21 protein-coding genes and 1 pseudogene are annotated in these 23,934 nt (G+C 51.8%); 13 read left to right on the top strand and 9 right to left on the bottom strand.

From position 1 onward, the window contains the following. Positions 1 to 14 precede the first annotated feature (14 nt). The 3 genes from dprA to ybgF are packed head-to-tail and all read right to left on the bottom strand — an operon-like array spanning position 15 to position 2,881. Positions 15 to 1,094, bottom strand: coding sequence for a DNA-processing protein DprA (gene dprA / locus GEOB_RS07745; RefSeq protein WP_012646644.1), 1,080 nt, complete (start codon positions 1,092 to 1,094; stop codon positions 15 to 17). A 55-nt stretch (positions 1,095 to 1,149) separates the two neighbouring features. Then, complete coding sequence (locus GEOB_RS07740) at positions 1,150 to 2,148, bottom strand: LysM peptidoglycan-binding domain-containing protein (RefSeq protein WP_012646643.1); 999 nt, start codon at positions 2,146 to 2,148, stop codon at positions 1,150 to 1,152. 7 nt (positions 2,149 to 2,155) lie between these two features. Continuing rightward, entirely contained in the window at positions 2,156 to 2,881 is a 726-nt protein-coding gene (ybgF, locus tag GEOB_RS07735; RefSeq protein WP_012646642.1) for a tol-pal system protein YbgF, read from the bottom strand. Positions 2,882 to 3,042: 161 nt separating this feature from the next. Here ybgF and GEOB_RS07730 point away from each other — a divergent pair, with 161 nt between their 5' ends. The 11 genes and pseudogenes from GEOB_RS07730 to GEOB_RS07680 form a co-directional block, all read left to right on the top strand. Continuing rightward, entirely contained in the window at positions 3,043 to 4,275 is a 1,233-nt protein-coding gene (locus GEOB_RS07730) for a peptidase U32 family protein (RefSeq protein WP_012646641.1), read from the top strand. A gap of 14 nt (positions 4,276 to 4,289) precedes the next feature. Then, positions 4,290 to 5,951: a glycosyltransferase family 39 protein gene (locus GEOB_RS07725; RefSeq protein ID WP_012646640.1), complete on the top strand. Its 1,662-nt coding sequence runs from the start codon at positions 4,290 to 4,292 to the stop codon at positions 5,949 to 5,951. A gap of 68 nt (positions 5,952 to 6,019) precedes the next feature. Next, positions 6,020 to 7,183, top strand: coding sequence for a DegT/DnrJ/EryC1/StrS family aminotransferase (locus GEOB_RS07720; RefSeq protein ID WP_012646639.1), 1,164 nt, complete (start codon positions 6,020 to 6,022; stop codon positions 7,181 to 7,183). A 15-nt stretch (positions 7,184 to 7,198) separates the two neighbouring features. Further along, positions 7,199 to 8,140, top strand: coding sequence for a glycosyltransferase (locus GEOB_RS07715; protein ID WP_012646638.1), 942 nt, complete (start codon positions 7,199 to 7,201; stop codon positions 8,138 to 8,140). A 1-nt stretch (position 8,141) separates the two neighbouring features. Next, on the top strand, positions 8,142 to 9,056 hold the full coding sequence (locus tag GEOB_RS07710) for a formyltransferase (protein WP_230199032.1): 915 nt from the start codon (positions 8,142 to 8,144) through the stop codon (positions 9,054 to 9,056). 147 nt (positions 9,057 to 9,203) lie between these two features. Beyond that, on the top strand, positions 9,204 to 10,244 hold the full coding sequence (locus tag GEOB_RS07705; protein WP_012646636.1) for a bifunctional UDP-4-keto-pentose/UDP-xylose synthase: 1,041 nt from the start codon (positions 9,204 to 9,206) through the stop codon (positions 10,242 to 10,244). A gap of 91 nt (positions 10,245 to 10,335) precedes the next feature. Next, positions 10,336 to 11,085: a substrate-binding domain-containing protein gene (locus GEOB_RS07700; RefSeq protein WP_012646635.1), complete on the top strand. Its 750-nt coding sequence runs from the start codon at positions 10,336 to 10,338 to the stop codon at positions 11,083 to 11,085. A gap of 70 nt (positions 11,086 to 11,155) precedes the next feature. Then, positions 11,156 to 12,049, top strand: a complete 894-nt coding sequence (locus tag GEOB_RS07695) for a 4-deoxy-4-formamido-L-arabinose-phosphoundecaprenol deformylase (protein ID WP_012646634.1) — start codon at positions 11,156 to 11,158, stop codon at positions 12,047 to 12,049. Positions 12,050 to 12,146: 97 nt separating this feature from the next. Further along, positions 12,147 to 12,419, top strand: coding sequence for a DUF4911 domain-containing protein (locus tag GEOB_RS07690; protein WP_012646633.1), 273 nt, complete (start codon positions 12,147 to 12,149; stop codon positions 12,417 to 12,419). Next, the gene (locus tag GEOB_RS07685; RefSeq protein WP_012646632.1) at positions 12,412 to 13,794 is read left to right on the top strand and encodes a TldD/PmbA family protein; all 1,383 of its coding nucleotides are present in this window, start codon (positions 12,412 to 12,414) and stop codon (positions 13,792 to 13,794) included. The genes GEOB_RS07690 and GEOB_RS07685 overlap by 8 nt, the downstream gene beginning before the upstream one ends. Positions 13,795 to 13,801: 7 nt before the next feature. Next, a pseudogene (locus GEOB_RS07680) lies at positions 13,802 to 15,751 on the top strand (diguanylate cyclase); the annotation flags it as partial. Positions 15,752 to 15,839: 88 nt separating this feature from the next. On the opposite strand, the gene GEOB_RS20405 reads toward GEOB_RS07680, so the two are convergent. The 6 genes from GEOB_RS20405 to GEOB_RS07655 all read right to left on the bottom strand — a co-directional run bounded on the left by GEOB_RS20405 (position 15,840) and on the right by GEOB_RS07655 (position 22,336). Further along, entirely contained in the window at positions 15,840 to 16,730 is an 891-nt protein-coding gene (locus GEOB_RS20405; RefSeq protein ID WP_012646631.1) for a carotenoid biosynthesis protein, read from the bottom strand. A 234-nt stretch (positions 16,731 to 16,964) separates the two neighbouring features. Then, entirely contained in the window at positions 16,965 to 18,014 is a 1,050-nt protein-coding gene (locus GEOB_RS07675) for an MlaD family protein (RefSeq protein WP_012646630.1), read from the bottom strand. Positions 18,015 to 18,059: 45 nt separating this feature from the next. Beyond that, positions 18,060 to 18,836 (bottom strand): MlaE family ABC transporter permease, encoded by a 777-nt coding sequence (locus tag GEOB_RS07670; RefSeq protein ID WP_012646629.1) that lies wholly within the window; start codon positions 18,834 to 18,836, stop codon positions 18,060 to 18,062. Continuing rightward, complete coding sequence (locus GEOB_RS07665; RefSeq protein WP_012646628.1) at positions 18,836 to 20,350, bottom strand: hypothetical protein; 1,515 nt, start codon at positions 20,348 to 20,350, stop codon at positions 18,836 to 18,838. The genes GEOB_RS07670 and GEOB_RS07665 overlap by 1 nt, the downstream gene beginning before the upstream one ends. A 154-nt stretch (positions 20,351 to 20,504) precedes the next feature. Continuing rightward, positions 20,505 to 21,032, bottom strand: a complete 528-nt coding sequence (locus tag GEOB_RS07660) for a 3-isopropylmalate dehydratase small subunit (RefSeq protein ID WP_012646627.1) — start codon at positions 21,030 to 21,032, stop codon at positions 20,505 to 20,507. Between the two features lie 20 nt (positions 21,033 to 21,052). Next, positions 21,053 to 22,336 carry a 3-isopropylmalate dehydratase large subunit gene (locus tag GEOB_RS07655; RefSeq protein WP_012646626.1) on the bottom strand — a complete coding sequence of 428 codons (1,284 nt, stop codon included), beginning with the start codon at positions 22,334 to 22,336 and terminating at the stop codon, positions 21,053 to 21,055. Between the two features lie 153 nt (positions 22,337 to 22,489). Here GEOB_RS07655 and GEOB_RS07650 point away from each other — a divergent pair, with 153 nt between their 5' ends. Both GEOB_RS07650 and GEOB_RS07645 read left to right on the top strand, forming a co-directional pair. Then, complete coding sequence (locus tag GEOB_RS07650) at positions 22,490 to 23,518, top strand: LOG family protein (RefSeq protein ID WP_012646625.1); 1,029 nt, start codon at positions 22,490 to 22,492, stop codon at positions 23,516 to 23,518. Positions 23,519 to 23,719: 201 nt separating this feature from the next. Then, positions 23,720 to 23,920, top strand: coding sequence for a cold-shock protein (locus GEOB_RS07645; protein ID WP_012646624.1), 201 nt, complete (start codon positions 23,720 to 23,722; stop codon positions 23,918 to 23,920). Positions 23,921 to 23,934 lie beyond the last annotated feature (14 nt).

Genomic DNA, 23,934 nt, shown 5'->3' with positions numbered 1-23,934 from the left:
GTTTTCACCGATAATTATTTAGTTATAGAGAAATGTTTGCCGGGGAGTTGCACCACAGCCCCCTTCAGCTCCAGGCGGAGTAAAATAGCCGAAAGGTCGGGCACTGTCAATTCACTTCTGACGATGATATCGTCAATATGCAGTGGCGATTCGGCCAGCAGGGTAAAGATTCCTGCCTCCTGGGGAGTAAGACTGAAGGCCGGCGCAGGTGCCTGACCTGCTGGTGCCGTGGGCAGATGCAGCTCTTCCAGGATATCCCCCACCTCTTCCACCAGCTTCGCCCCTTGCTTGATCAGCAGATTTGTCCCCCTGGAATTACTACTGTTGATATTACCAGGAATGGCAAAAATTTCTCGCCCCTGCTCCAGGGCATAGCGTGCGGTAATCAGAGATCCGCTGTTCTGAACCGCCTCGACCACCAGGACCCCCTGGGACATGCCGCTGATTATGCGGTTGCGGCGGGGGAAATTTTCTGCCAGAGGTGTCGTACCCATGGGAAATTCGGAGACAAGCGCCCCCTTTTCTTCCATCTCCTTGAACAGCGGGCGATTCTCCGGCGGGTAGACTATATCTATGCCGCAACCCAGGACGCCGATGCTCCTGCCTTCAGCCTTCAAAGCCCCACGGTGGGCTGCCGTATCAACCCCCCTGGCCATACCTGAAACCACCGTCACGTTATTCAGGGCCAGTTCACCTGCCAGTCGCTCGGTGGTCATCAAGCCATAGGTGGAAGCACGACGGGAACCGACGATGGCAACAGAAGTTTCCGAGCCGCACAGTTTCCCCTTCACATAAAGATAAGGAGGAGGATCGTTTATCTGCAGCAGGATCTTCGGGTATTCCGCAGCCAGAAAATCGACGATAATGACACCCTGCCTCGCCACCGCCTCGCATTCAAGATCGGCAATCCGCCTATACTCATGAGTGACGATGGAAGCAGCAAGATTCGGTGAAATTCCTTTCACCCGCGCCAGTTCATTGACTGAAGCCTTCAGCACTCGCTCCGGTGTCTCGAAGGCTTCCAGAAGCTTGCGGAAAGTGACGTTTCCCACACCTGGAACAGATTTAAGGGCAAACCAGTAATAATGGTCCATAAGAGAAAAAAAGGGACTGACACCGGATGTCAGCCCCTCGCTATTGTTGACTATGTCAGTTTTTTTTCAACTCGACTCGGTCTCCGCGATAAATAGCTTCTATGCTCTTCACGATAAGTGCGGTCGAGGTGCTTTCACCGGTTTCGACCACGACCAGGGCGCCAATCACATCAACCGGCAGCTTGTCAATCTTGTCCAGGGCGTATTTCTGGTCGGGAACCACATCCCTGACAATGTAGAGCAGGTTGCCGGTCTCCAAGCCCTGGGCCTTGCCCAGATCCAGATAAACCACGTCGCCGGCGGCAACGGCGTTATTGCCCAGCCTCGTCTCTACTATATAGCCAGCCAGTTCCCTGTTGGCTGCTTTCAGAGCCACCTCGGTCTTTCCAGGGCGGTAGGGCATAAGGAAAGAGCCGGCACCGATCTCAAGAAAGGATTTGGTAATGATGGCTTTCGAAACCTTTTCCTCCAGCTCGGAAAGCTGGAGGGTCCCCAAAGGCAACACCTTATAACCGAGAACGACATTGCTGATGGGATGGGTAACAGGACCTACCTTTTTGAATACCGAGAACCTGCTGCCGACTTCGGCGCCATTTCTCCTGCCGATGTCCGTATAGACCACATCATCCTCTCCGACCATCTGCCTGTTCTGATAGGTGGAGACAATGAAACCAGCCGGATTCCGGTCCTTTTCCAGGAGAAAACCTTCACCGCCGGTAACAGTAAAAGTCTTGGCCGGCGCAGGCTCTTCTTTTTTCTCAGCAACAGGTTGCGGTGGCTCAGCAATCTTTTCCGCGGGCTTCTCCACCTCGATCCGGTCAGGATAAATCTTCACCCGCTGGCCCGGGAAGACAAAATGGGGATTGGTGATCACCTGGTTACGCTCCCAGAGGTTCGGCCAATAAAAGGGATCGCGGATGAAGCGATCAGAAAGGCCCCACAGGGTGTCCCCTTTCTGAATCACATATACTGTTGGCTCTTCATCCTGGGCTAATACCGGGTAAGGCAGACAAACAACAAGGAGGAGGAATGCGGCATACAGAATTTTCTTCATAGTAACCTCACTTTGAAAGACGTACCAACTTCTCTCTGGCCTTTGCTGCAGCTTGACTTTTCGGAAATTTATCAACCAGTGCCTGCAACGATTCCTTTGCTTTGGCCGGTTCGTTCATACTGATCAGGGTATAACCAACCTTGAGCATGGCATCGGGAACCTTGTTGCCGTCGGGAAAGGTGGAGATCACCTTGGAAAAAGACTCCAAAGCCTCATTATAGTTATGCTGGGTATAATAGCATTCACCGACCCAATACATGGCATTGCCCACATATTCACTGTCGGGGTATGCCTTCATGAATGCTTCGAAAGCATCTATCGCCGCATTGTAGTTGTTGGCGCTGAAAAGCCCGAATGCCTTCACATATGTATCCTGATGGGCGGAATCGCCTTCTGCTGCAGAGGGTTCCCTGTTGACGACCTCGATCTTGGACACCTTCGGATTGTTCAACTCCGCCACTTTTTCGTGGATAGATTCCAGGGATGCCTTCAGTTCAGCCATGCCTGGTTTCATAGCATCAATGTCAGCTGTACTGGCGTTGAGGCGGCTCTGCAGCTCCTTCACCTCGGTTGCCAGAGTGGTGAGACGCGTATTGGCGGAGACATTGGCTTGTGCCAGCTGTTCTATTCTCGCTTCCATCTCCATCTGTTTTCTGACGACAAGATCGTTGCTGCCGCATCCTGCAAGCAAGGCAAAGAACACCACGACAACAATCATTATCCAGACCCGCATGCCGGCTCCTTAACAAAAAATTAACACAATTAAAGCCTTTTCGCCATTTTTGTCAAGGAGAAAGCACGGTTTGCGGTATGACAACAAAACAGATTGTGCTACCATCCGTCGGCGGAAGCGGGGGCCGAATCCCGATTAATGATCAACAAATGAGGTAAATGATGAAAAAGCCTGAACTGCTTGCCCCTGCAGGCAACATGGAGAAGCTGCGAATTGCTGTTCATTATGGCGCCGATGCCGTTTATCTGGGGGGCAAAAACTTCGGTCTGCGCAACCTGGCCGACAACTTCTCCACCGCTGAACTTGGCGGAGCAGTGAAATATGCCCATGACCACGGAGTCAAGGTTTATCTCACCATTAACGCCTTTCCGGACAACAAGGACCTTGCAGAACTGGAGCAGTACCTGGAAGAATTGGGCAATATCCCCTTCGACGCCTATATAGCTGCCGACCCGGGAGTCATTGAGATGATCCGCGAGGTTTCTCCGCAAAGGAACATCCATCTTTCTACCCAGGCAAATACCACCAACTGGAAAAGCGCCCTCTTCTGGCAAAAACAAGGTTTATGCAGAGTCAATCTGGCAAGGGAGATGGCACTGACAGAAATGGAAGAGGTCAGGAAAAGGACCACCCTGGAGTTGGAAGCTTTCGTTCACGGTGCCATGTGTATCAGCTACTCGGGACGCTGTCTGCTTTCGAGCGTCATGAGCGGCAGGAATGCAAACAAGGGGGAATGCACCCAACCCTGCCGCTGGAACTACGCCATTGTCGAAGAAACCAGGCCGGGAGAATACTTTCCCATTTTCGAGGACAATGGCGGCACCTTCATCTTCAACTCTAAGGACCTGTGCCTTCTGCAGTACCTGCCACGATTGATCGATGCCGGAGTGGACTCCCTGAAAATAGAAGGAAGAATGAAAGGGATCTACTACGTTGCGTCCGTAGTAAGAATTTATCGCCATGCCATTGACTCCTTTTTTGCCGATCCGGAGGGTTATCAATATGACCCCCGATGGCTTGAAGAATTGTGCAAAGTGAGCCACCGGGGCTACACTACCGGCTTCCTTCTCGGGCCGCCGAAAGATATTGACCACCAGTACCATTCCAGCTATATACGAAATCATGAATTTGTCGCCATCGTCGAAGATATCCTCTCCGACGGCACGGTTATCCTGGAAGTCCGCAACAGGATCAAGATTGGCGACACCCTTGAATTCATCGGCCCGGCGCTTTCATCTCATTTTCACCAACTCCGGGAAATCACTACGGATGGCGGCGAAACAGTGCCGGCAGCCAATCCCAACCAGCGCATTATCCTCAGACTCGCGTTTAATGCGGAAAGATATGATCTTGTCAGACGCGAAAAATCCTCTCAGATACCATCCCGGCAGTGAAAAAGGATCTTTAGATGCAAAGCCTGATTGACTTCTTTCGCAACAAGGACGGAAGCCCCATCCGTGACCTTGGATTGCTCCTCTTCGTCTTCGGTTTGTCGTTTTTTCATTTCCTGGGACGCCTTCCCCTGCTGGAAACGGACGAAGGGCGCTACATGGAGATCCCGAGGGAAATGCTCGAACGGGGCGATTTCATTACGCCGACCTTGAACTATGTGAAATATTTCGAGAAACCTCCTCTCCATTACTGGTTTAACGCCCTCTCCATCAAGCTCTTCGGCCTTACCGAGTTCGCAGGCCGTTTCAGCGGCGCTCTGTGGGGGGTTCTTGGAATTACCCTCGCCTATTACCTGGGACGGAAGTTGTTCGGCCGCCGGGAAGGGCTCTATGGAGCCCTCATTCTCGGGACATCGGCAGGATATCTCATCCAAAGCCGCACCAACATCACCGACACGACCCTGACCATCTGCATGACAGCATCATTGGCATTTTTTGTCATAGCCATACGGTCGCAAGAGAAGAATAAGAGCCTGCATTATTATCTTTTTTATGCATTTGCCGCCCTGGCGGTGCTGGCCAAGGGGCTGATCGGCATTGTCCTGCCGGGCGCCGTCATTTTCTGCTACCTGCTCATCACCAGGCGATGGTCGCTCCTGAAAGAGATGCGTCTGCCCACCGGCATCCTGGTCTTTCTGCTCGTCGCCGCTCCATGGTTCGTCATGGTCTCCCAGAGGAACCCGGAGTTTGCCCGTTTTTTCTTCATCCATGAACACTTCGAGCGCTTCCTGACCAAGGTGCACAACCGGTACAAGCCGTTCTGGTTCTATGTCCCGGTGCTCCTGGGGTGCATGCTGCCCTGGTCGTTCTTCATCCCCTCCGCCTTCATCAACGCCTGGAAAGAGCGGAAAACCACCGGAGCAGATGCACGGCTGTTTCTCGCCCTGTGGGTCATTGTCATCTTCGTCTTTTTCTCCAAATCGAATTCAAAACTCATCCCCTACATCCTCCCAATCTACCTGCCCCTGGCGATACTTATCGGCGGTACTTTTGTTTCAGCAATGGAGAAGGGATTCAGACCGCTGAAGGCAAACGTCATTGTTGCCTCCATAGCCCTCACCCTGGCGGGATTGTCAGCCATCATGTATCCTCTTGTGGCAGCTAAGCCGCAAATAGCCATGCAGGGAGGAATCATCATCGGGTTATGCTTGCTCGGCCTGGGCTTGCCCGCGCTGGTAACCTCATGGAAAGGGCAGACGGCTGCCCTTTTTTGCAGCCTGACCATCTTCTCCTACTCATTTGGTCTTTTCGCACCACCTGTCATCTACGCCAAAATCGCCCAGAGAAAATCTTCCCGTGAGCTGGCCCTGATTGTTCGTGAGAAAGCAGGCAAAGATGCGGTGGTCGCCACCTTCGAATACGAACAGGGGCTTCCTTTCTACAGCCAGCGGCGCGTTGTCGTAGTCGGTGGCCGGGGAGAGCTGGAATTCGGCAGCAACCAGGGAGACCAATCCGCCTGGTTCATTGGGCTGGACCAGTTCGCCGATTTGTGGAATTCATCAAGGCCGGTCTTCGCCCTCGTTCAGCAACGTGAGCTTGTCGTCCTTGAGAAACTCCTGTCCACTCCCATCAAGGAACTGGGGAGACAGGGGAGACGAATACTCATCACCAACCATTAAAAAGCGATGGTATCCTGAGCCATTTTGTGCGATAGTTGCAAGTTCTGCAAGGGCAGAGGAGGTTTCAGGTGCGCAAAGAATTTTTACCCTTTTCCACTCCCGCCATCGGGGATGACGAAATCAATGAAGTAGTCGATTCCCTCAAATCGGGCTGGATCACTACAGGCCCGAAGGTGAAGCGTTTTGAAGAGGAATTCAAGGCCTATGTGGGTTCCCCCTTCGCTGTCCCCCTCAGTTCGGCCACGGCAGGGCTGCACCTGACGCTCCTGGCATTGAAGATCGAACCGGGTGACGAGATCATCACCACCCCCATGACCTTTGCCTCCACGGTGAGCATGATCATCCTCTGCGGAGGAGTGCCGGTGCTGGTAGATATCGAACCGGGCACCCTCAATATCGACGTACAAAAGATCAGGGAGAGAATCACCCCCCGCACCAAAGCCATCATCCCCGTGCACTTTGCCGGCCAGTCCTGTGACATGGACCCGCTCTTTGCCCTTGCCAAAGAATTCAATCTAGCCATTATCGAAGATGCTGCACACGCCGCCGGCACAGAATACAAGGGAGAGAAGATCGGCTCCTTCAATTCCATTTCCATCTTCTCCTTTCATCCCAACAAGAACATTACCACCGGCGAAGGGGGGATGGTCTGTACCCGTGACGAATCCCTGGCAGAGGAAATTTCCCTCCTCAAATTCCACGGTATGAGCAGGGAGGCGTGGAAACGCTTTGCCGCCACCGGCACCCCCAACTACGACATCATGCTCCCCGGTTTCAAATACAACATGATGGACATTCAGGCTGCTATCGGTATCCACCAGCTCCCCAGACTGGATGGCTTCATTGAAAGGCGCACAGCCATTGCGGATTTTTACAATGAAGCCCTCGCCGATGTGGCCGAACTGGCACTTCCCCGATATGCCCCGTACGACCAACTCCACGCCTGGCACCTCTATACCCCACTGGTTCGCATTGAAATGCTGGCCATCGACCGGGACCAATTCATGGCGGAGCTGAAGAAGCTCAATATCGGCAGCGGATTGCACTACAAGGCCATTCACCACCACGCCTGGTACCGTGAGAACTTGCCCCAGGTTGAGGGAAGCCTCCCCAATGCCGACTATGCCTCTTATCGCATTCTGTCCCTGCCCCTCTTCCCGAAAATGACAGATGAGGACGCGCGGGACGTGGTCGGCGCAGTGAAAGAAGTTATCGTAAAACATAGAAAGTAGTTACAGGACCAGGTTATGCAGGAAAAACCGTATGTAACTGTAGTCATCCCCGTTTACAACGAGGAGCCCAATCTCCCGCCGCTGATAAACAGGCTTTACCCGGTCATGCAGCAAATCGGGCGACCTTTCGAGATCATTTTTACCGATGACGGCAGCCGCGATGACTCCCTCTCCATTCTCAGCCAGATGGCGGAGAAATACCCGGAGATCGGCGTTATTGAATTCAATGGCAATTTCGGCCAGCACATGGCTATTCTGGCGGCCTTCGAGAAAAGTCACGGTGAAGTGGTCATAACCCTTGATGCAGACCTGCAAAATCCACCGGAAGAAATTCCCAGACTGGTGGCAGAGATCGAAAAGGGGCACGATGTGGTCGGCACCATCCGCCAGAAGCGGCAGGATACCCTCTTCCGCCGGGTCGCCTCACGCATCGTCAACATCACCACCAACAAAATGACCGGCATGCAAATGAGCGATTATGGCTGCATGCTGCGAGCCTATCACCGCAACGTGATTAACAATATCAACCGTTGCGAGGAAACCACCACCTTCATACCGGCCCTGGCCCAGACCTTTTCCGCAAATCCTTCTGAAATCAAGGTGGCCCATGCGGAACGGGCCGAAGGGGAAAGCAAATACTCCCTGTACCGGCTGATTCGCCTCAATTTCGACCTGATGACCGGTTTTTCCGTGGTACCGCTACAACTCTTCGCCCTGATGGGGATACTTACTTCTGTTTTTTCCATTGCTTTCGCGGTATTTCTCCTTATCAGGCGCTTCATCATCGGCGCCGAGGTGGAAGGGGTCTTCACCCTGTTCGCCATCCTCTTTTTCTTCATCGGCATCATCATCTTCGGCATCGGCCTGGTAGGTGAATACGTGGGAAGGATCTACCAGGAGGTACGCAAACGGCCGCGCTACGTGGTGAGAAAGCTACATGGATTCAGGGAAAATTAAGGTGAATGCACTCAACAAAATTGTCGTCTGCGCCTACCATAACGTCGGTTATCGCTGCATTGCAGAGCTGATCCGCCAAGGGGCGGATATCAGGATGATCTTCACCCACGAGGACTCCCCCACCGAAGAAATCTGGTTTGAATCGGTACGGCAGCTGGCGGAAAAACATTATATTCCTTATATGACTTCCGATATCAATCTCCCGGAAAATGCGGCCCTGTTGCAGGAGATCGCCCCGGACTTCATTCTTTCCTTCTATTACCGGAACATGATCAAGCCGGAGATTCTCAGCCTGCCCGGGTGCGGTGCCCTGAACCTGCACGGCTCATACCTGCCCAGGTACAGGGGAAGGGTGCCGGTGAACTGGGCGGTGATCAACGGCGAGACGGAAACCGGAGCTACCCTCCATTACATGGTGGAAAAACCCGATGCCGGCGACATTGTCGACCAGGAGAAGGTAACCATAGAATTCACCGACACCTCCTTTGATGTCTTCAACAAAGTGACTGATGCCGCTGTTACCGTAATTGCCCGCTCTTGGCCACTGCTGGTTGCAGGGACGGCAGGCCGAATCCCCATGGATCTGAAAGCGGGCAACTACTGCGGCGGCCGGAAGCCGGCAGATGGCCGCATTGACTGGAGCAAATCTGCGGTACAGATCTACAACCTTATCCGCGGCGTCACCCATCCCTATCCCGGCGCCTTCATGTTTCTGAATGGGAAGAAGGTCATCATTTGGCAAGCATGGCCGGTAGAGGGGAGTGGTGAGCCGGGAAAAGTCGTTTCCGCTGAGCCGCTTATGGTTGGAACCGGCAACGGACTACTGGCAATAAAGAAGTTGCAATTGGAAGGTGAAGAGGAAACTACCGCTGAAGGTTTTTCCCAACAATATCAGTTGGCAGAAAAGTTTGAATAACCATGCCGGCTTCGAGAAAGGCGCCAGCTGCTAAGCGCCCAAGGAGCTGGGTACGAAAGCGTAGCAGGGCTGCGTCTAGTGCCGAGCGACGCGGGGCAACAACGCAAAATGGCCCTTTATCGAAGCCGTTACAAGGAGAAGACTGTAATGAAAGTACTGATCTTGGGCGTCAACGGCTTTATCGGCAACGCCCTGACCCGCCGCATCCTCGACACCACCGAGTGGGAAGTCTTCGGCCTGGATATGAGCGACAACAAGCTGGAACATTCCATCGGTCACCCCCGTTTCCATTTTCTGGAGGGGGACATCACCATCAACAAGGAGTGGATCGAGTACAACATCAAGAAATGCGACGTGGTGCTGCCACTGGTTGCCATCGCCACTCCGGTCACCTATGTCAAGGACCCCCTGCGTGTGTTCGAGCTTGATTTCGAGGAAAACCTGAAAATCATACGCCAGTGCGTAAAATACGGGAAGAGGGTAATTTTCCCCTCCACCTCCGAGGTATATGGCATGAGCCCCGACCGGGAGTTCGACGAAGAAACATCCCCCCTCATGCTGGGCCCCATTAACAAGGAACGTTGGATATACTCCTGCGCAAAGCAGATGCTGGACCGGGTCATCTACGCCTATGGCGAGCATGATGGCCTGCGCTATACGCTGTTCCGCCCTTTCAACTGGATCGGCCCCAAGCTGGACAGCATCAGCACCGCCAAAGAGGGAAGCTCGAGGGTTTTGACCCAGTTCCTTTACAACATTCTGGCAGGCGAACCGATCCAACTGGTGGATGGCGGCAGCCAGCGCCGTTCCTTCACCTTCATCGAGGACGGCATCGACTGCCTGATGCGGATTATCGAAAACAGGGACGGCTGTGCCGAGCGAGGTATCTTCAACATCGGCAATCCCGGTAATGATCTGTCGGTCAAGGAACTGGCTGTGAAGCTGAGGGAAATGGTCAAGGAATATCCCGAATATCGTGACCGGGCCGAGAAGTGTCGAATCATAGAAGTCACTTCCGATGCATTTTACGGTAAAGGGTACCAGGATATGCTGACCCGCGTACCGTCGGTTAAAAATGCTGAGACCAGACTGGGATGGAAACCTGTCACCGCTATAGACAGTGCCCTGCGTAAAACACTTGAATTCTATCTGGTTGAGGAAAAAGAAAAAATAGACAACCTGCTGTAAAAATACCCTGAATAAACTTCATGATATAAATCGGCCGCTTTCCCATCGAAGCGGCCATTTGCTTTCAAACTTAGTCCGAAAGGAGTGCGTAATGAAACCACATCTACTCTTGACCCTTCTATTAATTACCTTCTGGACGGGCGGCTGTGCTGGCCCGGCTACGACCTTGAAAGTCGGTGGCGACGATGCAAACATCAGCGGGTTTCTCATACCCGTTAAAGAAACCTTCGAGGAAGAAACGAAGACCTCCCTCTCCATAATGCAGATCGAGCCGGGCGAAGAACTTGTGCAATTGGTCGAGGGAAACGTCGATGCAATTATAGCCACCAGTTCTTTGAAGGAACTTCTGCAGGAAGCTGCCCTGAAAAGGCTTACTCTGCCACCGGCATCACTGCACATGGTCGAGGTTGGAAGCAATCGCACAGTGATTTTTCTCCATAAAAATAACAGGATCAAGCAGCTGAACCAGAAACAGCTGAAGTCCATCTTTACCGGTAAAATCAGAAATTGGCGCCAGTTTGGCGGCCCGGACCAAGAGATTATCATTGTCTGGGACTCAACTTCAGCTGCTGAAAATGAGGCGTTCCTCAAAAAAATTCTTAAAGAGTCCCCTATGGCTGCCAAATTCCGGTCAGCCGACAGCTACGAAGAAGTCCGCAAATCCGTCATGGAGACCCCCGGCGCAATAGGTATCGCCCCCAGCGGCTTCATCGCTCCAGGCGTCAAGGTGCCGAAAACGCCCAAAGTCAGTTCGCCGGTCATCCTGGTAACCAAAGGCAAGCCGTCACCCCTGACAAATAAACTCATCGATATCCTTAAAGATGCCGCATATATCCAGTAAGCCCCACCTACAACTCAGTGGGAAAAACCTTCTTGTGTTACCTGCTGCATCAGTGTAAGGTGCTGAAACCATGAGCCAATCGACCATAGCCCTCAAAGTAGATGTGGATACCTACATCGGCACCCGTGATGGAGTACCCAGGTTGCTGGAAATCATGGAGTCGGCAGAAATCAAGGCTACCTTTTATTTTTCAATGGGGCCTGATAATTCCGGCAAAGCGATCCGCCGCATCTTCACCAGAAAGGGCTTCCTGAAGAAAATGCTCCGCACCGGCGCCCCCTCGGCCTATGGCATTAAGACCATGCTCTACGGCACGCTTCTCCCGCCACCGATGATCGGGTCGGCCTTTCCGGACATTCTGCGCAAGACGGCCGCCATGGGGCACGAGACAGGTATCCATTGCTGGGACCATGTGAAATGGCACGATCTTCTGCCGTGGATGCCAAAAAAAACAGTGGCCATGGAGATGGGCAGGGCTTTTGCGCTCTATGAACAAATTATGGGGCGGCGGCCGAGAACAACTGCAGCTCCAGGCTGGACGGTTTCTGAAGATTCCCTGGAAATTCAAGATGCTTTGCATCTTTCCTACTGCAGCGATTCACGCGGCACATCTCCCTTTTATCCGGTATTGGACAACAGGCGTTTCGCCACCCTGCAAATTCCCACCACCTGGCCAACGATGGACGAACTGATCGGCGAGAACGGTATAACTGCCGACAATATCAACGATCACTACCTTGCCTGCCTGCGGCCCGGACTCAACGTCCACACTATCCATGCCGAACTTGAAGGCAGGGTTCTGGCTGCCCAGTTCACTGACCTTCTGCAACGCCTGAAAGATCGCGGCGCCCGCTTCATCACACTAGCTGAAGCTGCCGTGGAACATGGCGCAAACGCAGCCGAATCGTCCATGGCCATGGGAGAACTAGCTGGCCGGGCCGGAGCGGTAGCCTTGCAGCTATGACCCTGCCCCAATCATTTCATGTTACCAATCTTTAATCTTTTATTGTTTTTTGTCTTCCCAAATGATAGTTTATCGAAGTTTGTTTGAAGGAGTATTCATGCCTGATTCTCTGGTGCGGTATTTCCACATGGACAGCAAGGACCTGGTCTATCTGAAATTCATCCTGGAGGCCTATGAGGGGCTCGCCACCTTGAGTACGGAGGATGCTAAAAAGGGCATTATCCGTATCTCTGTGCCCTGCGAACTTGATTCGGAGTTGGATAAGCTCCTGCATGCACTTCAAGCGGATATAACCTTCAACGAGATTTTTCCGCCCCTGCTTCTGCCTTTAGAAAATCAGCCATGCTGCGAGGAAAGCTGCCATGCTTGAACATTTCGATTGCGCCGCCATACTGCGCCGAGCCCTTTCCGGAGGAGGCGAGTTCGCCGATATATATTTCGAGGAGGGAAGCTCGACGGCCATCGTCTGCGAAGACTCGAAGATAGAAAGAGTCCTCGCCGGAGCCGACCGGGGTGTGGGAATACGTGTCATTTCCGATCTGAGAACTGCATATGCCTTTACCAACGAGATTAGCGAGTCTTCTCTCCTGGCCCTGGCCGAGACGGTGAGCCGGGCAGTAAAGGGGAAGAAGTTCGACAGGGTCATAGACCTTACGCGAAAAATTGTGGGCACAGGCTTCCCGATTCTTCTGCCACCGGAGGACATCCCGCTGAAGCAAAAAATCGCGACCGTCTCTGCCGCAGACCTTGCCGCCAGGGGCTTGGACGGGAAAATACGCCAGGTAACTGCCATGTACCGCGATGGGACAGCAAAAGCGCAGATCGTCAATTCCTGCGGCGAATTTATCGAAACAGCCAGAACCGGTACCGTTTTTACGGTTCAGGCCATTGCCGCAGAAGGATCCCTGGTTCAAACCGGCTACGAGGCAATCGGCGGTGGCCGCGGCTTTGAAATCTTTCGGACGATGGGTCCTGAAGAACTTGCTCTGGCCGCAGCAAGACGCAGCCTGATGATGCTCGGCGCAAGGAAAGCGCCCGGCGGCGCCATGGCAGTGGTCCTTTCCTCAGAAGCCGGGGGAACCATGGTCCATGAAGCCATCGGTCACGGTTTGGAAGCAGACCTGGCCCAGGCAGGAATGTCGGTTTATGCCGGGAAAGCAGAAACCCAGGTGGCATCCCCTCTTGTCACCGTCATTGACGATGCAACAATAGCAAATGCCAGGGGATCGTTCTCCTTCGACGATGAAGGGACACCCGCCCAACGGACGGTACTGGTCGAAAACGGCATCCTGAAAGGATACATGTACGACAGGTTGTCTGCCATGAAGGACGGTTGCCTGTCAACGGGAAACGGCAGGCGAGAGTCATATCAGACGAAACCCATTGCCCGCATGACGAACACCTTGATTGCGCCAGGCACCACCCCCCCTGGAGAAATAATCCACAGTGTCAGGGAGGGCCTTTTCGTTAAAAAAATGGGAGGGGGGCAGGTCAATACGGTTAATGGCGATTTCGTCTTCGAAGTCTCCGAAGGTTACCTGATTGCAAACGGAGAGATTGCTGAACCGGTCCGTGGTGCAACACTGACCGGCAACGGACCTGACGTGCTCAACAAAATAACCATGGTCGGCAACGATCTGGGTTTCGGCATCGGCACCTGCGGCAAAGAAGGTCAAGGGGTTCCGGTCTCCGATGCCCAACCGACTCTCCTCATTTCAGAGATTACCGTAGGGGGTACCGCCTGATGTACCCATGCGTAAAAACCACACGGTGAAAGAAATGCCGGTAAACACCTCTTCAACACACGATCCTGCAAATATTCTGCAATCGCTGAAGGGTTATTCCTTTCTCGAGGACTACCATCTTTTACTTTTCTGCTGCTGGAGTACGGCCGCAAGCGCCGGTAACGATTGCTGTAAGCTACACCTTGCCCATCAGCAGCCTCAGGCTGTAAACCTGCCCATTGCCGCCTTCGACGAAATCCTCGAGATTGCCTGCATCGGCAAGCGTCCGACCACTTTGCGCTCACCGGAAGGGCTGTATGTTTTTGCTGTTCCCTTTTATCTACAGGATGATTCCCTTTACTGTCTGGTCGGTACTGGTGTCAGAGATAAAGCATTGGATCTGGGCGGAGTCGAATCACTGGCAGAGCTGACGCAGAGAGATCCTGTGGAACTACTTGAGCTCTTCCAGAAATACCCTGTGGTCTCCAGAAAAGATGTTGAAGACGCTGCAGACCGGGTGTTTCGCCTAATCAAGGAAAATATGGCGGAAGAACACCAAACAGGGTCATCCGATGATATTCTGGACAAACTTGCCGCTGTTGCCAGCATCTGCTCCGAGATGGACAAGATGACCACCAGTGCAGCAACCATCTCCCTCTTTCTCGACACGCTGACCATTATTTTCGACATTCCCCGTCTTGGCATAGTTTTTACCGGTAGCGCCTGCCAGGAACTTTTTATTGCTGAAGACTGGGCACCGCCTGCGGCTGCTGTGAAAAAAATCATACCGCACCGGATCAATAACCTGTTCTCCCTGGAAAACGTTGGAAAGAGCTTCATTGTTGGCGGTGAAATAGCCTCCCTGTTCCCGGAGCAAGATGTGGAGATGGCTACCTGCCTGCAGCTGCTGGCAAATGGCGATAACTGCGGGCTGGTAGCACTTCTGGACACAAAATTGCGGGAGGGTGATGTTTCGCTGATTGAACTTGTCTGCAAAAGGGTGGCAACACGGTTACAGCAACTGCTGCAGGAAGAACAGCTGCTTCGAGCGAATACTCAATCCCAGAAAATGCTCGAGCTGATAAGCTCTATGCTCATGATCGACGATCACAATGAGCTTTACGATTCACTGCTCAATGCGGCCACCGGCCTCGTCGGCGCCAGCAACGGCTCTTTCATGGTCATGGACAAGAACGGCGAAGAGCTGCACATCGAAGCGGTAAGGGGAATAAATTCCCATCTGGCAAAAAGTTTTACGGTCAAGGTTGGCGAAGGAATCGCCGGCAAAGTAGCAGCTGATGCGTCTCCTATTGTGGCCAGCGACATCGAAAACGATTCACGCACCGCAAGGCTGAATAGGTCCCGTTTCAGGACGAAGTCCTTCGTCTCCCTTCCTTTCAGTTACAATCAGCAGGTAATCGGCGTTTTAAACATCTCCGACAAGGAAAACGGTGGAACGTTCAATGAGAAGGATCTTGAAACCCTGAGCTTTTTTGCCGATCATGTGGCTGGGGTGGTGCACCATGCAACGGCAAAGGCAGCTTGGGCGAGCTGCCGGTCAGTGGCGGTCGGCGACCCGTCGACCGGGCTTTATAATCGCAAGTTTCTGTTCAAAAGGATGCAGGAAGAAATCAGCCGCTGCAAAAGGCTGACCCGCAGCCTGGCCCTGATGCGCGTCGAGCTGTTCAGCCTGGGCAATGCCGGGGAGAGAGCAATGAAAGCCATTGCCGTTGTGCTGAGAGGAATGTTGCGCGAGATGGACGTGATTTCCCGATACGGAGAAAACTCCTTTTGCATCATACTGCCGGATACGGGGAAAAATGAATCGACACTGGTGGGGGAAAGAATTCGCCTGAAGATAATCGATGCTCTTGCTCAGCTGGATGGCGCTCCACTTGCCAAGGCCTGTGTAACCATCGGCTTGTCCGCCTTCCCAGAAGACGGAAAAAACGTTGACGAGATAGTAACGGCAGCGGAGAAAGCCACTTTTCGCCCCACCTCTTTTACCTCAGCTGCCGCTGTGCAAGCACCCACAATCAATAATGGCCTGAGGTCGGGCAACAGCATCATACTTCACGATTCCCGGCAACTCCTCCCCCTGTTCCACAACGGGCAATATAAGGATAGTCAGCCAAATGCTCAGCCAGTTCCGCCTCCGTATACCTGTTTGCCCTGCGAGCAATCAGAACGGCGGAAATAGCAATCGGCAGCGTGAAGATGAAAATGCCGGTCATGGCCATCAGCCTTTCGCCGATGATCACGGTTATGGTCAGGTTGAAGACGATAACGGACAGATAGAGTACCGGCCCATACAGCGAACGGAAAGGAGCAACAATTACTCCTTTCGGCCGTTCTCCCCTTTTCCCGGTGCGGGCATCGATCCGCTGCAGGGCAAAAATCATTAGTGCACTTACCAGAAACCATCCGGCGTAATTGGAAAATGGAATGCCGAAATGGTAGCCTGCTTCCCGATAACCGTAAATCCTGCCGAGAAACCAGCGGTGCCCCTGCAGTGCCACCGGATCAATTATTATGTCCAGAAAAACCTGAAACAGCGATCCCAGCAGTAACACTGAAAAGGACTTGCGAATTGAGCTGGTTTCAAGTGTAACTACGTCCCTGCGGGAGGCTTTGATGGGAGATACCACAAGCAGCGCAGCAGTATAACTGCAGTAGGCAAGAAATACATAGGAGAGAGAGTCAAAGAAAGGAACGCCGAAAATCCACAGCTCTTTACCCTTGGTAGCCTCCACATAGTAATACCAACCATAGGGAAAACCCGTGTTAATGGAGCTGACTTCCGAAAGAAATGAAATGGCATAGCCGACTGCCGTGAAATACAAAGTCTTTCGCCAACCCAGATGGGTTACCGCAGCCACCAGATATACGGCAAAGAAGGCAAAGACATAGGGCCGCATGGTCACAGTCCCCACTGCAATCGAAAAAAAATCAACCACAATTCCCTCCAGATGAAAAATGGCGCTTTGACAGCGCCATTTTCGTTTTGCTTTTCCACACCACGCATTTCTCTAACAGGTTGTTGAAAAACATCACGAGGAGAGCGCTATGCAAGGCTCAAGTGAGCGAGGAGACGAGGCGTACCTTATGTACGTTGAGTTTCCGAGCGAGCGGCAACGAAGCAGAGCGACCCTTTAGGCCCCGCGGGTCCGCAATAGTTTTTCAACAACCTGCTAAAACAGTGTGCCTATGACACTGCCCAGTACCTGGATCGGCCCGGTATCTCCCAGCCCGTCCATGGCCTTTTCCGCCTTTTTCAGTGTGGCGGTAGTGTCGCGGTAAAGTTTGTCATCGTTGACCAGCTTGCCCAGAGTGCCTTCACCGTCATTTATCTTGCGCGTTATTTCCTTGATATTCTTGGAAGCATCCCGCACCTCGTTATAAAGTGCCTCATCATTCACCAGTTTGCCCATGGTGCCTTCGCCGCGGTTGATCTTGGCTGCTATGTCCTTGACATCCTTCATGCTGTCATTGATTCTGGCCATGGCGGACCTGGCGTCGCTGTAAAGTAGATCATCGTTGACGAGTTTGCCGATGGTGCCTTCTCCCTTATCTATCTTAAGGGCAATGTTTTTCACACTGGCCGAGGCATCGCGGAAGTTTTCATATAGAAGCTTGTCATTGAGCAGCATGGCCAGAGAACCGTCCCCACGGTCGAGCTTGGTAGTTATGCTGTTGATGTTGGCAATGGAGCTTTGCAGGTTGGTGCGGTTATCATCGAGAATGGCGCTGATCTTGCCCATAACCTCATTCTGGTTTTCGTTTAGCTGAGTGATCAGAAGCTTCGCATCCTGGACCACCTCGCTCACGTTATCGACGATAATGTCAATGTTTGCCACATCCCGTCCTTTCACCGTCCCACCAGGGGGAAGGATTGGCGCACCGGGAGAACCGAATGATATCCCCAGAAATTGCCCCCCCAGAAGGTTGGTCAGACGCAAGGTGGCGACCGAGTCGGTTTTGATCCTGGTCCCGGGCTTCACTTCGAAATCGATCTGGACCTTTTCTTCAAGGATGGTGATTTTATCGATCTTCCCCACATCCACGCCTGCCAAACGCACGGGGTCACCAATCTTCAACCCGGTAATGCTTGTAAGAAAGGTTTTATACATCACCTTTTTTTCGAAGGGGTTCCATTTCTCCCCCACTTCCAGCATGAAGCCGAACAGAATCAGTCCTAATATAAAAAAGATGCCTACTTTTTTTTCAACTGAAATCGCCATTAGCTGGACCTCCAGTAAGAACCACTTGAATTACCACTGTAAAACTCACATTAAAAGCCTGGTGAGGAAATAGTCCGCAACCAGAATAAGCATGAATGACCAGACCACAGATCTTGTTGTTGAAATACCGATGCCCCTTGCGCCGCCTGATGTCTTAAACCCCACATAGCAGGAAACCAGCGCGACAATGGCGCCAAAGACAAATGCCTTGATCAACCCGTTGCCTATCTCCTGGAATTTCAATGCTGCCGTAAGACTGTCGTAATATGTGGAATAAGAAACAAAAATCTTTGGATGAAGGTTGCTTATGATCGCGCCCCCGACAATACCGATGCAGTCGGAGTAGATTACCAGCGCCGGCACACAGACAATACAGGCAATAAAACGAGGCATGGCCAGATAGCGGACCGGGTTGATATCCAAGGTTTTCAGGGCATCGATCTCCTCATAGACCTTCATCACGCCAAGTTCCGCAGCCATGGCCGATCCGACCCGACCTGCCACCAGAAAACTTGTCATGACCGGGCCCAGCTCCCTGACCATTGAATGTCCCACAATCGCCCCGATTATGTCCTGGCTGCCATACTTGTTCAACTCGACCCCGGTCTGTAGCGCGAGCACCATGCCGACGAAAAACGCCATCACTGAGGCAACCGGCAAGGTCTCATAACCTATGATAGCCATCTGGGCAAAGATGCTTGCCAGGTTGCGAGGCGCTTCACGGAAAAAGTAGACAGTCTGGCCCAAAAGTATCAGCATCTCGCCGATAATTTCATGGAACTTTATGACCTTTCTGCCGATTCTGTCGATGGCACCCGCCATTATTGTGTGCTCCTTGGGATTGCAGAGGCCTCTGCCTCAACATCTGCGGCAGTACTGCCCCAGTTGAAACCGAAGGGAAGCCATAACAGACTTAGATTTTTGGTTCCGTTGCTGCTCCGATACCTTATCAGGCCTTTAAGCAGTTTCAAATCGCTCATCTTGCTGTCTGACTGAAATTGGATGAACGGAAACAGCTCATAGGCCAGTGATTCATTCCGGACCTCATGCCAGTAAAGGTTCCAAATAAAGGATACGGCAGAGTCTCCGGTTTCATTCCACCGTTGTTGATATATCCGCCATAGCGGCGCCCAGTTCTTTTCTATGCCGTCCCGATCGAATATCGGCTCCACAGGGGCGGGCACGGACAGAGACATTACACCGCGGGTATCCTTCTTGTAAACAAAGAGCGGCCAAAGAGCGGTACGCTGCCGTTCGCTGCCGTCTTTAGCCCATGTCTCCCTGCTGTCGGTATATAGAAAAAAGAGGACTCTGTCCAGGTGCTGACTGTAGGAGCTGGAACTTATCTCCTCGCGCTTCAGCAACGGCCACATATACCAGCGCTTGAGGGATTCTCTGCCCCGGTCAACCGAATAGAAAGGGAGCACGCTTGTCACATTCCTTGTACTCCCCCGCACTGTCAGCCAAAAGGGCCAGAAGTAGTCAATTTCGTGTTGATCTCTGGCAATATCGTCCGTATAACCGAAAAAGGGCCAGAGATATGACCGGGAAACCTTTTGCGGCGAATTGGTCGCCGCATAAAAAGGCAATAACGCCACTTTATGGGTCGGATTGTCCGTGTTCAGACGACTGCTCTCAGCGGAGAAAATGGGCCACAGGGCAAACCGCTTGCAGTAGGCTCCCTCCTTGGAAGCTTGCCCATACAGGGGCCAGAACTGAAAACCCTTCTCCCCCTCCCCTTCGACGGTAGAAAAGAAAGGATACAGGTAGTTACGGGTGGTTGTCCCTTTTTTAGCCGTTCTGCCATAGAGGGGAAAAAGCACGTAATGGTACTCGTCCCGCCAGAATCGTTCATAGATGTCGCCATAGAAAGGAAAGACCGAGGTATATGGGCCATATTTTTCAGACTTCCCACTGATGTAGAAAGGAAAAAACATCGCATCCTTTTCCTGCTGTTCCGGCTCGTCTTTTCGGTAGCTGTTGCTCTGCACCAGTTTCAGAAATTGAAATGTGGCAACTTCCGGCGAAACATCCCTTGATGCAAGGGGATATAGATAGTCTGCAGAGCTTGTTCCATTGTGCCGGTTCGTTGTCTGGTAAAACAGCGGACGAACTGCCGTGTCATGGTCTTCCTTGTTGTGCTGGAACTTGAAAAACGGACCAAGCATGGAGATGTTGCGAAACCCGTCCTTCGGGCTATCCCGATAATCCAGCAGGGGCCAAAGGGTGAATATTGTGCCGGCTTCGGCGTTAGCATCCTCGCCCTCTGCAACAGAAGCTGTTACTGAGGAGAGAATGATGAGAAATACCGCTATGGCTGATATTGTAATACGCATAAACCTCGTCTGAGGATGCAATCTCTGGGCATGATAAGGGGAGGATACCCAGGAAGAGAACTAGGGATATTATCCTCATGAAGGAAGTTTAGTCAACAAAAAAGACCCGACAGAATCGGGTCTTTCGGGCATCAAGTCCAATCAGGCAGCTGAATCAATACTTGCTGTCAGCATAGTCGACCCAGCCGCCGGCAAGAACCAATGCCTTGTCAAAGGGAGAAATCTGGAAGGACAATGCGTCTTCTCTCCCTCCCCCCCGGACTGAAATTTTCTCGGCTTCGATATCGACGGCAATGACGGTATCACCATATCCCGAATAGCCGAAGAGGACATCAAGACTCTGATCAGGCAACTCTATAGCTGCCATGCCGCAGTTGAACATGTTCTGACGAAAGATCCTGGCAAAGGATTCTGCTATTACCACATTGATGTCATTGACTTCAAAAACCCATGGTGCATGCTCCCGTGAGGAGCCGCAACCGAAATTGGCACGGCTCACTACCACCCTTGCCTTTGCGGTCTTTTCTCCTTTAGGATCGAATCCAGGCAGCTTGAGGTCTTCTAATATATATGGCTTCAAATCCTGCTTGGTGATTTCCGTCAGGTATTTGGCAGGGATGATTTCATCCGTATTTATGTCGGAGCGATCAAGAAACAGTGCTGGTCCGGCGAAGCTTTTCATATTTATTGTTCTCCTTAAGATTATAGATATTTTCTGGGGTCGGCAATCTTGCCTTCAATGGCTGTAGCCGCCGAAGTCGCGGGCGACATCAGGTGCACCATTCCCCCTTTGCCCATGCGGCCCATGAAATTTCTGTTGGTGGTGGAAGCGCATACCTCTCCTTCAGCCAGCACTCCATTGCTCATTCCCAGACAGGCGCCGCAGGTGGGATTGGTCACACAGAACCCTGCATCCATAAATATGGCGATCAAACCCTCATTGAGAGCATCGCTGTATATTTTAGGAGTTGCCGGCGAGAGAATCGCCCGCACCGATGAAGCTATCTTCTTTCCCTTGAGAATCGCTGCAGCTATCCGTAGATCCTCAAGCCTGCCGTTAGTGCATGAACCAAGGTAGACTTGATCCACCGGGGTGCCGGCAATGTCGCCGATCGTTTTCACCTGATCCGGCTTATAACCGAAGGTGACCACAGGCTCAAGACTCGAAACGTCAATATCCACCACTTGATCATAGGTGGCATCTTCATCCGACCACCATTTTTTGAAATCTGCCAGAGCAGCCTCCCTGCTGGCATACTCCTTATTGATGAAGGGCCACAGGTAGTCTACCGTCACACTGTCGGGCATGCAGATGCCGGAGGTACCACCTGCCTCTATCGCCATGTTGCATAATGTCATGCGAGACTCCATGGTCATCGAGTCCACAACAGCCCCCCGAAACTCCATTACCCGGTCAGTTGCGCCATTGACCGTAAGCCTTCCGATGACATGGAGAATCACATCTTTTGCATAGACCCCTTTGGGAAGCTTTCCGTTCAGGTTGATCCGGATCGTCTTTGGATCGCGGAAGGCACAGACACCTTTAAGAATGCCCACCTCAAGGTCAGTGGTGCCGACACCGGCGGCAAAAGCCCCGAAAGCACCGTGGGTGCAGGTATGTGAATCACCCATGATTACGGTATAGCCGGGACGGATATAGCCTTTTTCAGGGAACAACGCGTGACAGACCCCATTGGCGCCAATATCGAAGAAATCCGGGATGGCGTGTCGACGCGCCCAGTCACGCAACATCTTCGCCTGGGTAGCGGTTTTGCTGTCCTTGCTCGGAGTCACATGATCAATTACCGCTTTTATTTTGCCTGTATCGAAAACCCGGTCTTTTTTCCTCTCCATCAGGTCGGCGATGGCTATCGGCGTAGTTATTTCATGACACATTACAACATCAAGCTTCAGCACTCTGGTTCCTGAAAAGGGTTCGTCTACCAGGTGCGACTTAAATATCTTCTCGGCTATGGTCATTCCCATATAAAATGCATCCTTTCCTTAATTGGGTTCTATTGCGTGGTAATGTAAACAAATCCACCAGACAAATCAATTTAATATTTGTTCAATAATAGTAAACATTTGCCTATGATGTCATCAAATGATATATTGCATCAATTTGAGAGGATTTTTAATATGCAACTTAGTTTTAACAGGACGAACAAGGAAATAGATGAAGCAATAGACTCTCTCATCGGAAAAGCCGGTGGAGTTCATCATCAGGAACTTGTACGTGAAATGATTATCTCAGCGCTAAAAGCCGGCCAGGATACTGATTACCTGGCCGACCTGAAACTTCTCAGTAACACCATGAAGGAGATGCGTTACACCAACAAAGTGTTCTCGCCTTACCGGCACAGAACCAAGGTCACTATTTTCGGCTCAGCCCGAACAGAACCGCAGGAAGAAGCTTACCAGAAGTGTGTCAGATTCAGCAGGCTGCTGGCCGACAAAGGCTACATGATTATTACCGGCGGCGGTCCCGGCATCATGCAGGCCGGCAACGAAGGCGCCGGCAGCGAAAGCTCCTTTGCGGTAAACATCAGGCTTCCTTTCGAACAGGCACCGAACCCCTTCATGCTTGCCAACCCACGTCTGATTACCTACAAATACTTTTTCAATCGTAAAGTCGCTTTTGTCAAGGAGGCAGACGCTATCGCCGTTTTTCCCGGGGGATTCGGTACACTGGACGAGGCAATGGAGGTATTCACCCTTATTCAGACCGGTAAGACCTCACCAAAACCCCTTGTTCTCATTGATGATGATGACGGTTACTGGGAACAATGGTTTATATTTATAAAAGAACGCATGCTGGGCAGAGGCTTTATCTCTGCTGAAGATTTCTCTATTTTCACCATCACCCGTAGTGAAAAAGAGGCTGTAAAGGTAATTGAAGATTTTTATCGCAACTACCATTCCTTGAGATTTGTAAATAGAAGATTGATTATCAGGCTTAACAAGGAACTTTCCAGAGCAAACATAGACGAGCTGGAAAAAGAATTCCCGGAGTTGCACAATTCAGGCACTAAAATTATTTCAACAGCACCGCTGCAGGAAGAACAGGATGAACCTGATCTTCTTGATTTGCCACGCATAGCTCTTCAGTTCGACCATCAGCATTATGGTCTGCTTATGGCGTTCATAGGCAGAATAAATATGTTCTAAAAATTGAAGGCAATGACGGTAAAGCTCTTGACAAAGTAATTACATGCTGTTAATTATTACAAGGCGGCAAGTTTCGGAAGTTCGTTAATCAATGGAAACACAAAGCATCTGACTTTGACGTTTTCCTGCCCAAGACTCCGGAAACTGCAGTATTAACATGATCCGGCAGAGACCCGGAGGCAACAAAAGGAGGCAGTAAAAATGGCACAGGGCAAAGTAAAATGGTTTAACGATGCGAAGGGATTCGGCTTCATCGAGCAAGACAATGGGGAAGATGTATTTGTACACTTTTCTGCCATTGTGGGAGAAGGCTTTAAGTCACTTGCCGAAGGTGAAGCAGTATCCTTCGATGTCACCAATGGTCCCAAAGGCTTGCAGGCAGCAAACGTCAAAAAAATCTAAGGTAGACCCATATA

The organism is Geotalea daltonii FRC-32, from assembly GCF_000022265.1.
GTDB classification, from domain to species: domain Bacteria; phylum Desulfobacterota; class Desulfuromonadia; order Geobacterales; family Geobacteraceae; genus Geotalea; species Geotalea daltonii.
This window is presented reverse-complemented; position numbering and strand designations above follow the sequence as displayed.